Raw genomic sequence first — 12672 nt, 5'->3', positions numbered from 1 at the left:
CGGAACATGCCCCGAGTATCCTATCCGCGGGGTCGCTGACGATTCGCCGAACGCGACCTCCGGGCCGCAAATCGCGCCGGGGCTCAGGGTGCGCGGGTCACGTCCCGGCGGAGGACCCACCGATCGCCGACGCCCAGCTTGAGCTTGAGCCAGCTGCCGTCGGCGGTGACGGCGACGGCTACAGCCACGGTACCGCCGGGCACCTTTGCAGATCCGGCCGTGCAGCTCGGGTGGGGTCCGACACGGGCCGTCGTCCCGCTGGCCGACACCACATACTGACGCTTGGCGGCGGCGGCATCCGTCGGCTGCCGGCACACATCGTCCTGGGTGGCCGTCCTGACCGATACCCGCGGCACCCACCGTTCGCCGGACGCGCTCGTCACCCTCAGCCAGTCGCCGGCGACGGTGCCGGCCGCCGGGGCGAGGAGGGTGCCCGCAGCCAGGTCCACGGCGCCGGTCGAACACGACGTGGTCGGCTGGCGGCGAGCGGTCGTGCCGCCATCGAGGACCACGTAGGCCCGTGTGGCCACGCGTGTCGCCGGTGCCGTGGCACAGGCGTCCGCTCCGTCGAACCGGGTGACGTCCGCACGTGCAACCCAGAGGTGGCCGCGGCCCGTCGACACCTTGATGAAGGTCCGATCGGCACTGACCTGTTCGGCCTGGACGATCAGTCCACCCGAAAGGCGGGTCGCCCCCATCCCGCAGGCAGCGGAAGGTGCTGCGCGGCCGGCTGTTCCCTCGGGCTTGATGAGGTAAGCGCGGATGGCGGCGCCGACCCCGCCTGGTATCGCGCACGGAGTCTCGACTGGGGTGGCGCGCCGGACCGTGGAGCGCATGATCCAGCGGTCGGAGTCGCCTGCGTGGACCTTGATCCAGGTCCGGTCGGCGTTCACCGCGATGGCCTGAAGGATCGTTCCGGTCGCGACGGGAGCCTGGCCGGCACCGCATCCACCGTTCGGCACGATGCGCGCGACGACCGGCTGGCCCACCACGTACGCGTACTTGGCCGACTGAACGCCACCTGGCAGGGCACAGGCGCTCTCCGCGGCCGTCGCGTATCGCAGATACGCGCGATTCACCCAGCGATCCGAGGTCTCGACGTGGACCTTGAGCCACTCACCCGATCCGGCGACGGCCTGGACCACCGTGCCCGCGGCCAGCGTCATCTTCCGTGTCTCACATGACGTCGAGGGTGCGATGCGCGCGTTCAGCGGGGCGGTGACGACATAGGTCCGCTTCGCGGCGTTCGCGCCCGCCGGGGTCGAGCAGGCGTTGGCGGGCTTCTGGGTCGATCCGAACCAGTCGGTGAAGTAATTGTAGAAGTTGCGGTTTCCGTAGCTCGAGCAGCCGTCGCCCTGACCGTACCCCGCACGCAATGCCGCGCCGTTCGGCTGATAGGGCGTGTAGTAGTACAGATTCGCCGTCGCCTGATTCTGGATGGACACCGGCGACGTGCCACAGGCGCGGTTCGGGTGGAAGAGGACGTTCCAGGTGTTTCGGGGCGCGTACCAGTTGAAGAAGTTGCTCGTGCCCGGCGGGTTGGCATACCGCTTCATCTGCCACGCTGCGCCGTACACCTGATTGAAGAATCCGTAGTACCGGGTGTCGCATGCTGCGGTGTCAGGGCACCCCTGTCCCATCGCGATGGTGTACCGCCACTCGCTCGGCCACGTATGGGTGACGAGCCCCTGCTCCTTCTGCAGCGTGACGATGAGCACCTGCGGGTTGATGCCGCACGCCTGCGCGACCTTGTAGACGATCGTGGACGCCCGCTCGCGGACGCCGCCCGGGTAGGCGCGGCACATCGCATCGGCCGTCGTGGTGCGAGACGTGTCGTACTTGTCCTTGAGGCACGTGTACCCGGCCTGGCAGACCGGCACCTTCGACTGGAAGAAGCTCTGGATCTGCCCCGCCGACATCCTGCGGTGGTCGAAGAAGACCGCGTCGCTGATGATGTTGCCCGGTGCGAAGTTCGCGAGGCTCGCGGGCGCCACGGGACTGCTCTCGACGGGCCCGGTGCTCGGCGATTTGCTCGTGGGCGATGGGGAGGGTTCGGGTGTCGGCACGGTCGTCGGGGTGGCCTCGGGCGTCGGCTCACTCGTCGGCGATGGCGTGGGCTCAGCGCTCGGTGTCTGCGTGGGCTCAGCGGTCGGCGTGGGCTCAGCGGTCGGTGGCGGCGTCGGCTCGCTCGTCGACGAAGGAGCGGGTTCGGGCGTCGCAGCCATCGCGGGGCCCGCAGCGAGGCCTCCGGCGATCAGCGCGGCGAGTGTGACGATGGTCGCGAATCTCGACCGCAGGAGCGATCGCCGTGCTCGTCCTCCATCGGCCAACATGTGACCAGTGTGACCGAAGTGACGGATGAGTACAACATTCGGCGCAGATTCGCGGCTGCGACACGCGGGTGTCAGGCAACTCGCGGTCAAGCGCTGATTACAGATCGGCGTGAAGCTGCCACACCCGGTCTGCCGCCTCACGCCACGAGAACGCCCGGCCGCGGTCGCCCGCGAGCACCGCGAGACGGTCTGCCGCCGCCGTCGACGCCAGCGCGCGATGGAGCGCGTCCGCGAGTCCTTCGATGAGCAGCGGCGCGTCCGGCGCCTCGACGACCTCACCGCCGTCGACGATCACCTCGGTGTGCGCCGCAGACTGCGCGGCGATCACCGGCACGCCGAGCGTCAGCGCGTCGACGACGCGCCACGGGAATGCCGCGCGACGCGACGGCGCGACGAACGCAAGCGTGCCGCCGAATACCGCCGCGCGGTCCGGCGCCTCGAGAGCACCCCGCACATGGAGGCTCCGCTCCGGGATCCCGGCTGCCGAGGCGAGCTCGGCGACCGCCGGCTCGTGGCCGTCCGGCGTATCGATCACGACGACCGGCAGGTCGATGCCGGATGCACCCACCGCACCGAATCCCGCCTCGAGCCCATCGGAATGCGCGGGGCCGCCGCTCAGCAGGATGAAGCCCTCCGGGAGGTCGAGGAGCCGACGACGCCCGACCTCGTCGGCGGGCACGGCGAATGAGAGGGGAGCAGCCCCCGCGATGACCCGGATGCGGTCCCCCAGCTTGGCCAGTTCGGCCAGGCGCGCGGCGATGGAGTGCGTCGGCACGACGACCGCGTCGGCGTGCTTCGCCGCGCGCTTGAGCATCGCGCGATGCCATCCGGCCGCGCCGCGCGGCAGTTCATCGGCGGCCTCCCAGGGCCGAAGATCCCAGACCGTGACGACGGTCTGGTCATGGTCGTGCACCCGGTCGTGCCGCACGAGGGGTGCGAACAGGGAGGGCGAGTGGATCATGCCACCGCCGATTCCGGTGCCCACACCGAGCTGCAGCGCCCCGGAGAGTTCACGCCTCGGGAGCGCGGTGCGACGGATGCCCGCCAACCCGGGCACGTCCGACAGGTCTCCCTGCCCCCCGGCCGGTGCGATGGCCTCGACCTCGCAGCCTGCAGGAGCACCGAGGACGAGCGCGCGCGCCAGCTCGCGGGAGGCTTCGGCGAGGTCGGGCTCGGTCGGAGCGACGAGCTGGTCCAGCATCACTCGAAGCGTCGCCGTCATGGCTTCGAGCCTACCCAGGCTCGGCGCCGGATTCGCGGCCCGACCTGGCCGACGCGGACGTCAGGGTGCAGGGTCGGGACTCGGCGTGGGCGGGTGCAGCGCTGTCGAGATGAGCTGCTGCACGTAAGCGAAGTCCGGCGTGTACTCGTCGACGCCGCCCTCGGGAGTCAGCTCGATCGTCGCGACCGACTGCTCCTTCGCCTTGACGGCGAGCTCGGCGAGCGTCGGGATGAGCGACTGCGGCAGGTCGGTCTGGACGATGTCCGCACCGGCGGTCGCGACATCCTGGAAGTGACTCAGCACGTTCTGCGGCGTGAACTGCGTGAGGATCGCCTCCTGCAGGACGCGCTGGCGCTTCATCCGATCGAAGTCGTCCGTCGTGTACCGCGAACGGGCGTACCACTGCGCGGTGTCGCCGTTCATGTGCTGAGGGCCGGCTTCGATCCAGCCGATGGCCCACTCCTCGGCGGGCTGCCCCTCATACGCCGGCCCGCCGCCTTCGGGCAGGCGCTCCTCGACGGTGATGTCGACGCCGCCGAGGGCGTCGACGAGCGAGGCGAAGCCATGCATGTCGAGGAAGACGTAGTACGGGATCTCGATGCCGAGGATGCCCTCCGCGGCATCCTTGGTCGCCTCGATGCCTGGGGCGGACCCGTTTGCGACGGCGTCCGGATAGAGCGCATCGCCGTCCTGGCAGATCTCGACCTCGGTGCGCAGCTGGTTGATTCCGCTTCCCCACCCGCAGCTCGGGTCGGCATGACCGGTGTGTCCGTCCGGGTAGCGGTCCTGCATCGGTCCGGCGGCGAACGGGAAGCCCGGCATATCGCGCGGGATGCCGGTGATCGTCGCTGCGCCGGTGGTGGCGTTCACCGATACGACAGAGATGCTGTCGAATCGCATCGAGTCGCGGCCGACCCCGCTGTCGGCACCGAGCAGCAGGACGTTGTAATAGCCGTCGGACGGCGGCACCGAAGGTCCGCTCACCCCGAAGATCGAGGCCAGCGTGTCACGGGTGACACCGGCGATGTTCGCGGCGTACACGGCGCCGCCGCTCGAGACCACCGTCAGCATGACCGCGACGATCGCAATCGCGTAGCGCGCGAGCCTTCCCGTCTTGACCAGGCGCACCAGGCGCAGCGCGTCGATCGTGAGGACGACCCACAGCGCGGCGTAGGCGACGAACACGATCTGGGCAGCGAGGAGCGCGAACCAGTTCGTCGCGATGGTGAGGAAGACCGGCTGCCACAGCAGAGCGCACAGCAGCCCGACGATCACGAACGTCCACATCGCGAGGGTGGTTCCCAGGCCGATGCGCGCCAGCCGCCGATTGCCCGCGACCGCCTGCGGCGAGCCAGGGATGAGGAAGTTGAGCAGGACCAACCACCACCCGCGCCGCGTCATGACCTCGCGCGAGCCGGTGTCGGGGTAGCGGAGCGGGCGCTCCTCGACGACGTGTCGTGGGATGCGGGGCGCGGCAGTGGGCCGTGGCGGACTCATCACGCTCATAGCGACTCCTTGAGCCGCCGGTTCTTCTCCTCGACCTGCCCCTCGAGATCGAGGGCGTACTTCTCGACGAGGACGGCCGTGGCTTCGTCGGAGGCGCCGAGGATACGCACCGCGAGCAGAGCGGCGTTCTTGGCACCGTTGATCGAGACCGTCGCGACCGGGATGCCGGCAGGCATCTGCACGATGCTGAGCAGCGAGTCGAGCCCGTCGAGCGTTGCGAGCTGCACCGGCACGCCGATCACCGGTAGAGCCGTGACGGACGCGAGCATTCCCGGCAGATGCGCCGCGCCGCCGGCCCCGGCGATGATCACCTTCAGACCCCTCGCGCGTGCCTCACGCCCATAGCGGATGAGCTTGTCGGGTGTGCGATGCGCCGAGACGACCTCCACCTCGTGCCCCACGCCGAAATCGGTGAGGACCTGAGAGGCGTCGCTCATGACGCGCCAGTCGGAGTCGGAGCCCATGACGACGCCGACCAGAGGCTCGTCCGAGGAATGCAGCGGTCGGGTCACCCGACCAGGCTAGGGCGCGAGGCTGAAAGTTCCCGGCAACAACGCGCACCGAAGTCTGCGCGAGCGGCTCGGCGACCGATCAGTCGATGAAGACGGATGCCGCGGCTCGTGCCTCGTACGCGACATCGTCGAGGCTGTCACCCGAGACGTTGACGTGACCGACCTTGCGGCCGGGGCGCGGCTGCTTGCCGTACGTGTGGATCTTCGCACCGGGATGAGCGGCCATCGCCGTCGGGAAGCGGTCCTCGAGGGTGCCTTCGACCGGGCCGCCGAGGATGTTGACCATGACGGCCCACTCGGCGGTGCCCGTCGGATCACCGAGAGGCAGGTCGAGCACCGCACGCAGGTGCTGCTCGAACTGACTTGTGATCGCGCCATCCTGGGTCCAGTGCCCGCTGTTGTGCGGCCGCATCGCCAGCTCGTTCACGAGCAGACGCTCGTCGGTCGTCTCGAACAGCTCGACCGCGAGCATCCCGACGACATCCAGTCCGTCCGCAATCCCGACGCCGACCTGGGCCGCCACCTCGCGGAGGCGCTCGGAGGCATGCGGAGCCGGCGCGATCACCTCGGCGCAGACTCCCCCGCGCTGCACCGTCTCGACGACGTCGTACACGCGCACTTCCCCGGATGGGCGCCGCGCGACCTGCTGCGCGAGCTCGCGTGCGAAGTCGACGAGCTCCTCGACGAGCAGCGCACCTCCCCGCGCGTCTTCGGCGAGGGTCGCGAACCAGTCGTCGGCCTCGGTCGCGGCGCTGACGACGCGCACTCCCTTGCCGTCGTAGCCGCCGCGCGGAGTCTTGACGACGGCCCGGCCGCCGTGGGCGTCGATGAACTCCTGCAGGCCGGCGGCGTCCGTCACCGCAGCCCACTCCGGCTGCGGCATGCCCAGCTCGCCCAGCCGGGCCCGCATCGCGAGCTTGTCCTGCGCGAACTGCAGTGCGCCGGGTCCGGGCCGGACCGCGACCCCGGCCGCCACGAGCGCGCTGAGCACCTCCTGCGGGACGTGCTCGTGATCGAACGTGACGACATCCACATCCTTCGCGAACGCGAGAACGATCTCGGCGTCGTGGTAGTCGCCGACCGAGACGGCGGCGAGCGATGCGGCCATGGCCTCCTCCTCGGCGAGCACCCGCAGTTCGACGCCGAGCTCGACCGCAGGTGCGATCATCATGCGCGCCAGCTGCCCGCCACCGACCACTCCGACTCGCAGCGCCATGCCGCTCCTTTCGCCGCCACCATCATCTCTCACGCGGTCGGCCGCCGTGCCGCGGTCTCGGCGAAGGTCGCGCTCGGTCGTGCGACCGGCTCACTCCGTGGGAGGTGCGGGCGGAAGCGCCTGAGCGTCGCGGTGGGCGAGGATCTGGTTGACCTCGACCTGGTCGACGAGCGCCTCGTGTACGAGCCCGACGCTCGGGATGTTCGCGAGGCGCATCGGCTGATCGACGCCGTTCGAGAGCGTCAAGGTGCCGGCACCCCACATCCGCTGCAGGATGCCGCGACGCACCTGGATCGTGTATCCGCGCACGTGGACGAGTTCTCGACGCCTTCGGGCGAGGAAACCGGACCGCTCGATCACGCGACGCGTCGTGATCGTGTAGAGGTGCGACCACCACGCGAAGAAAGGGAGCAGAACCAGCAGCAGCACCACGACCCCGGCGGCGGCGAACATCATCCAGTTCTCGAACGGCGCGGGGAGATTGTCGTAGAACCAGCCGCACGCGCCCGCCACCGCGATGAGGACCAGCGCCGACCAGGTAAGCCGACGCGCGTGGCCTCGGAACTGCGCAACTCGCAGCTCCGGCGCAGGAGCTCCCGGTGCCGGCATGAAGGGCCGACCGCCGTAGCTCGTCGGCTGCGTCATCCCCCCATTGTGGAGCGCCCCGCCCGACACGCGCGCTTCCCACGCCACGCGGGGAAACACCACTCGAAGTGCGATCAGCGGACGTGGACCACGTCGCCCGCAGAGACAGGGGTCTCGACGCCGCTGGGCGAGCTGACGACGAGCCTGCCCTCGACGTCGAGTCGCTGCGCGCGCCCCTCGAGCTTGGTCCCGTCGGGAAGCGACACCACGACGTCGCTGCCGATCGTGGTGCACAGCGCCTCGACCTCGCCGAGTACGCCGGCCGCGGCAGCGTCGCCGCCCGCCGTGGCGAGCGCGGTGAGCTGTTCGTCCAGACTCAGCAGGAAGTCCGCGAGCAGCCGATCTTCATCGGCCTGGAGCCCCACGGACTCGAACGACGTGGCCGTCTCGACCGGCAGGTCGGTGCGCGGCATCCGGGTGTTCACCCCTGCGCCGATGACGACGGCATCGGGTTCGCCCGGCACCACCTCGGCGAGGATGCCGCAGAGCTTGCCACCGTCCAGGAGAACGTCGTTCGGCCACTTGAGGCCCGCGGTGTGGCCGGAGCCCCGCAGCTGGGCGGCTACGGCGCGGGTCATCGCCGCCCCGGCGACCAGCGGAATCCAGCCGCGCATGTGGGGCGGGATGCCGCCCACGAGAACGAGCACCGACACCGCGAGCGCCGTGCCGGGGGGCGCGGTCCAGGTCCGGTCGAGGCGACCGCGGCCGGCACGCTGGTCGGTCGTGACGAGCAGCGACAGATGCGGCCACTCGTTCGGGGCCGAGGTGACGTGTGCGATGACATCCGCATTGGTCGAATCGGTGGTCTCGATGACCTGCACGCGCGGGCTGATCGCTGCGGCAAGCGGATACCCCTGCTGTGGAACCGTCATGTCGACACGCTACCGTCGATCATCGATTGCGCAGCGCCGAGTAGTGCATGTACAGCTCGCGGGTGCCCCACTTGATCAGATACCAATCGCGCACCGCGTCGAGCACCTGGATGGGCGTGCCCGAGGGCGCCGTGGTCACGACCGTGCCGCCCGGCGACGCTCTCACCCACGTCGGCTCGACGGTGACCATCTGCTGCACCGGATACGAGGCCGCTGCTCCGAAAGCACCGTTGAAATGCTCGTACACCGTCCGCGAGATGGCACGCAGGGCGGCCTGCGGCGGACCGTTGTCGCCGATGATCGACAGTGCGTACGTGCCCTTGTTGCTCCATACGACCGCCGTGTCGGCCTGGAGGAGCCCGGACGTCAGCCACAGCGCACCGGGCTTGCTCGCCTGGTCGACCCTCGGAGGAATGCCCGATGCGATCCTCGAGCGCCAGATCTGGCCGCGCATCTCGTTCAGCAGATAATCGGACCACGACCGCGAGAGTGCGGAGCCGCCGACGAGCTGCGACATCATCTTGGCGAGATCGTTCGTCGTCGTCCTGTTGCCCGCGTACAGCACGCTCACTCCCGGCGCGACCGTTCCGTAGTACGTCCCGGTGAAGCCCGCCGAGCGGATCATGCTGTTGATGTTCGCGATGCCGATCCAGTGGACGATGTCGCTGTGACAGTAGTTGTCCGAGACATGGATCATCGTGTGGATGCAGACATTCAGCGGGACCCCGGAAGGCAGGATGCCGTAGAGATTCGCGCGCTTCTGCTCGACGAGCTTGAGGGCGGCCCATGCCGCGAAGATCTTCATCATGCTCGCGGGCTCGTGCGGCAAGCCGCCTGACAGGCTCACGGTCTCGTTCATACCGCCGAGCTGCCGCACGGTCACCTGATACGTGCCTGCATACTGCGCCGCGGTGGCGCGGATGGCGGAGAGCAGGTCGAACTCCCGCTGCGCCTTGACCGCGCTGCACGAGCGCCCGGCGAGCGTATCGGTGCCCACCGAGCTCACAGCGCCGACCGCGGTCATCGGCAGCCGCGCCGACGCGAGGTAGGCAGCGATGGAATCGGGCGCGCACTCCTGCAGGACGTACAGCAGCGGCTGGTGCGTCGCACTCGCCAGGGCCGCGGCGATCGGCACGGCCGCGGCGACGAGGGAGTTCACCGTGATCGCACGCTGGGGTGCGACGCCCGACTCCTTCGCCAGCAGGATGGCAGTCGTATACCGGTCGGTGCCGCTCAGGCGCTTGACGACGAATCCTGCCGCGCGGAGCGACGCTTCGTACGACGTGCTGACACGCGTGGCAGGACCGACGATCACGACGCTCTGGGCGTTGACGCCTCGCAGTGCGGCGATCGTCGCGGCGTCGGCAGCGGTCCTGAGCCCGTCGACCAGCAGCATCCCGCGGTCCGTCCGTGCCGCCGCGGCTGCGGCGAGCGGAGAGAGGAGGTCATTCGCCCCCGACGCGACGTACACGGTAGTGAACTGGCGCCCGAGCGAGGCCATCGCGGCCTGAGACGTGCCGTAGCGGTTGGCGCCCGCCACTCTCGACACCGTCGCCGCGTACGGCTTCAGGGCGGCCATAACCGCGTCCGACACGCCGTCGGTGCCGCCGATCACGACGATGCGCTGCGGCGCGAGACGGCGCAGCTCGGTCTGAACCACCCCGGGGATCGCCGTGCGCTGCACGTAGAGAAGCGGGGCATCGAGCGTCCCGGTCACTGCGGCGGCGATGATCCCCCTCACCGGATAGGTGCCCTCGGTGATCACGACGGTGTCGGCGCCATCGGGAAACGCGGCTCGGGATGCCGCGACGGTCGTGGCGTAGCGATCGGCCCCTGCGATCCGGGCGGTGGTGGGGACGACCGCGAGGGGCGCGCCGCTGGGATCGACCTGGGGCGCGACGTCGGGGGTGGGCGTCGGCGACGGTGTCGGTGTGGACGACGGTGTCGGTGTGGGCGACGGTGTCGGTGTGGACGACGGTGTGGGCGACGGCGTCGGCGTCGGTACGGACGTGGGCGTCGGTGCCGGCGTGGGGGTCGGTACGGGCGTCGGTGTGGGCGTGGGAGTCGATGTCGGCGTCGGCGTCGGGGTCGTTGAGGGCGACGGCGACGGCGACGGCGTCGGCGTCGGCGTCGGCGACGGGGTGCTGGCGGGGGTCGGGGTGCCGGTGGGAGCGGGAGCCGAGCTCAGAATGGGGGTCGGCGTCGCCTGCTGGGCCGCGGCGCCGGTCCCCACCGACTGCAGCAGAGCGACCACCAGCACCGGAGCGAGGATCATCGCGGTCCGCCTCAACCGCCCAGGTCCCATTCGCCGCACCCCTTCATCCGGTGACCTCCGACGCTACCCCTCGGGCCGTGCGGCGCACATGAGACCCCCGTGAGAACTGGGGCCCGCGGCATCCGTCGCTTACGACAGCGGATGCCGCAGGCCCTTGTGCGAACCCTCCAACGGTTGCCGTATCTCCGCCGATAGGGTGGAGGCGTGACCGATCAGCCGGACCTCTTCACCACTGCCGGAAAGATCGCGGACCTGCGAGCGCGCTACCAGGAGGCGGTCGTCGACGCCGAGAAGACGGCGCACGACAAGCAGCATGCGAAGGGCAAGCTCACCGCGCGCGAGCGCATCGAGCTGCTCGTCGACGCCGGCAGCTTCGTCGAGCTCGACGAATACGTCCGCCACCGGACGACTGCGTTCGGCATGGAGAAGTCACGGCCGTACGGCGACTCGGTCGTGACGGGCGTCGCGACGATCCACGGCCGCACCGTCGCGGTCTACGCGCAGGACTTCTCGACGTTCGGCGGCTCCCTCGGCGAGGTCGCCGGCGAGAAGATCATCAAGGTCATGGAGTTCGCGCTGCGCAGCGGCATCCCGATCGTGGGCATGCTGGACTCCGGCGGCGCCCGGATCCAGGAGGGCGTGGTCGCACTCGGCAAGTACGGCGAGATCTTCCGCCTGAACACCAAGGCGTCCGGCGTGATCCCGCAGATCTCGATCATCATGGGCCCCGCCGCCGGCGGCGCGGTGTACTCCCCGGCGCTCACCGACTTCGTCGTGATGGTCGACAAGACCAGTCAGATGTTCGTCACCGGTCCGGATGTCATCAAGACCGTCACCGGCGAGGATGTCGGCATGGAGGAGCTCGGCGGCGCCTACACGCACAACACCCGCTCGGGCGTAGCCCACTACCTCGCCGAAGACGAGGACGATGCGATCGACTACGTCCGCACGCTGCTCGGGTTCCTCCCCGACAACAACATGGCGGAGCTCCCGGTCTACGAGAGCCCGTTCGAGTTCGAGACCACGGATGCAGACCGCTTCCTCAACACGATCATCCCCGACTCGGCCAATCAGCCGTACGACATCCATGAGGTCATCCGGCACATCGTCGACTCCGAGGACTTCCTCGAGGTGCAGCCGCTGTTCGCTCCGAACATCGTGATCGGATTCGGCCGGATCGAGGGCCGCTCGGTCGGCATCATCGCGAACCAGCCGTCACAGATGGCAGGAACCCTCAACATCGAGGCCGGCGAGAAGGCGAGCCGGTTCGTGCGGTTCTGCGACGCGTTCTCGATTCCGATCGTCACGCTCGTGGACGTGCCGGGCTACCTTCCCGGCACCGACCAGGAGTGGACCGGCGTCATCCGGCGCGGCGCCAAGCTGCTCTACGCGTACGCCGAGGCAACCGTGCCGCTGGTGACGGTGATCCTCCGCAAGGCGTACGGCGGTGCGTACATCGTGATGGGGTCCAAGCAGTTGGGCGCCGACATCAACCTCGCCTGGCCGACCGCCGAGATCGCCGTGATGGGCGGGCAGGGCGCGGTCAACATCCTCTACCGCGGCGAGATCAAGCGCGCCGAAGACGCCGGCGAGGATGTCGCCGCCGTCCGCACGCGACTCGCCAACGAGTACACCTACAACGTGGCTTCGCCGTTCCTCGCCGCCGAACGCGGTGAGCTGGACGGCATCATCGAACCGGCGCAGACGCGCGTCTCGATCGCGAAGGCGCTGCGCGCGCTGCGGGGCAAGCGCGCCACCCTGCCGCCGAAGAAGCACGGGAACATCCCGCTGTGAGCGAAGCGGAACCTGACGACGACCTCACGATCGAGGTGCGCCGCGGCGCGCCTGCCGATGATGAGCTCGCCGCGCTCATCGCGGTGGTCAGTGAGTCGTATGCGCGCGAGTTCGCCGACGCGGTCGTCGACGATGAGCAGGAGCGCAGCGCTTGGGCTTTGTCGCAGCGGTCGCTGCGCGAACCGCTGCGCCGCGAACTCGGCTGGGGGCGATGGGGAGGGTAGCGCTCGTCATGAGTTCATTTCGTGGCGGCATGTCCCCCGAAATACCTACAGACGGGGCCCACACCCCCCTTGC

11 protein-coding genes are annotated in these 12672 nt (G+C 69.6%); 3 read left to right on the top strand and 8 right to left on the bottom strand.

Annotated elements, in window-relative coordinates:
* Positions 1 to 83 precede the first annotated feature (83 nt).
* Positions 84 to 1994 carry an SH3 domain-containing protein gene (locus ABD188_RS09145; RefSeq protein WP_344060862.1) on the bottom strand — a complete coding sequence of 637 codons (1911 nt, stop codon included), beginning with the start codon at positions 1992 to 1994 and terminating at the stop codon, positions 84 to 86.
* Here ABD188_RS09145 and ABD188_RS09140 point away from each other — a divergent pair.
* A complete protein-coding gene (locus tag ABD188_RS09140) occupies positions 1951 to 2337 on the top strand; it encodes a hypothetical protein (RefSeq protein WP_344060859.1) in 387 nt (128 codons plus the stop codon). The genes ABD188_RS09145 and ABD188_RS09140 overlap by 44 nt on opposite strands.
* Before the next feature lie 93 nt (positions 2338 to 2430).
* Here the strand turns inward: ABD188_RS09140 and ABD188_RS09135 are convergent, their stop codons facing one another.
* The 7 genes from ABD188_RS09135 to ABD188_RS09105 all read right to left on the bottom strand — a co-directional run bounded on the left by ABD188_RS09135 (position 2431) and on the right by ABD188_RS09105 (position 10581).
* Positions 2431 to 3555, bottom strand: a complete 1125-nt coding sequence (locus ABD188_RS09135) for a glycosyltransferase (RefSeq protein ID WP_344060856.1) — start codon at positions 3553 to 3555, stop codon at positions 2431 to 2433.
* A 60-nt stretch (positions 3556 to 3615) separates the two neighbouring features.
* The gene (locus tag ABD188_RS09130) at positions 3616 to 5061 is read right to left on the bottom strand and encodes an LCP family protein (RefSeq protein WP_344060853.1); all 1446 of its coding nucleotides are present in this window, start codon (positions 5059 to 5061) and stop codon (positions 3616 to 3618) included.
* Positions 5058 to 5525, bottom strand: a complete 468-nt coding sequence (gene purE / locus ABD188_RS09125) for a 5-(carboxyamino)imidazole ribonucleotide mutase (RefSeq protein ID WP_344066972.1) — start codon at positions 5523 to 5525, stop codon at positions 5058 to 5060. Before purE ends, ABD188_RS09130 begins: the two co-directional genes overlap by 4 nt.
* Positions 5526 to 5652: 127 nt before the next feature.
* Positions 5653 to 6789, bottom strand: coding sequence for a 5-(carboxyamino)imidazole ribonucleotide synthase (locus ABD188_RS09120; RefSeq protein ID WP_344060851.1), 1137 nt, complete (start codon positions 6787 to 6789; stop codon positions 5653 to 5655).
* Between the two features lie 90 nt (positions 6790 to 6879).
* Positions 6880 to 7434 (bottom strand): PH domain-containing protein, encoded by a 555-nt coding sequence (locus ABD188_RS09115; protein ID WP_344060848.1) that lies wholly within the window; start codon positions 7432 to 7434, stop codon positions 6880 to 6882.
* 74 nt (positions 7435 to 7508) lie between these two features.
* On the bottom strand, positions 7509 to 8306 hold the full coding sequence (locus ABD188_RS09110; RefSeq protein ID WP_344060845.1) for a biotin--[acetyl-CoA-carboxylase] ligase: 798 nt from the start codon (positions 8304 to 8306) through the stop codon (positions 7509 to 7511).
* Positions 8307 to 8325: 19 nt separating this feature from the next.
* Positions 8326 to 10581: a serine hydrolase gene (locus tag ABD188_RS09105; RefSeq protein WP_344060842.1), complete on the bottom strand. Its 2256-nt coding sequence runs from the start codon at positions 10579 to 10581 to the stop codon at positions 8326 to 8328.
* A gap of 204 nt (positions 10582 to 10785) precedes the next feature.
* Here ABD188_RS09105 and ABD188_RS09100 point away from each other — a divergent pair, with 204 nt between their 5' ends.
* Both ABD188_RS09100 and ABD188_RS09095 read left to right on the top strand, forming a co-directional pair.
* Positions 10786 to 12375, top strand: a complete 1590-nt coding sequence (locus tag ABD188_RS09100) for an acyl-CoA carboxylase subunit beta (protein ID WP_344060839.1) — start codon at positions 10786 to 10788, stop codon at positions 12373 to 12375.
* The gene (locus tag ABD188_RS09095; RefSeq protein WP_344060837.1) at positions 12372 to 12599 is read left to right on the top strand and encodes an acyl-CoA carboxylase subunit epsilon; all 228 of its coding nucleotides are present in this window, start codon (positions 12372 to 12374) and stop codon (positions 12597 to 12599) included. Before ABD188_RS09100 ends, ABD188_RS09095 begins: the two co-directional genes overlap by 4 nt.
* Positions 12600 to 12672: the final 73 nt, after the last annotated feature.

The sequence above is a fragment of the Microbacterium pumilum genome (genome assembly GCF_039530225.1).
Classification (GTDB): Bacteria; Actinomycetota; Actinomycetes; order Actinomycetales; family Microbacteriaceae; genus Microbacterium; species Microbacterium pumilum.
The sequence above is the reverse complement of the archived record's forward strand: the minus strand, read 5'-3'. Positions and strand labels throughout refer to the sequence as shown.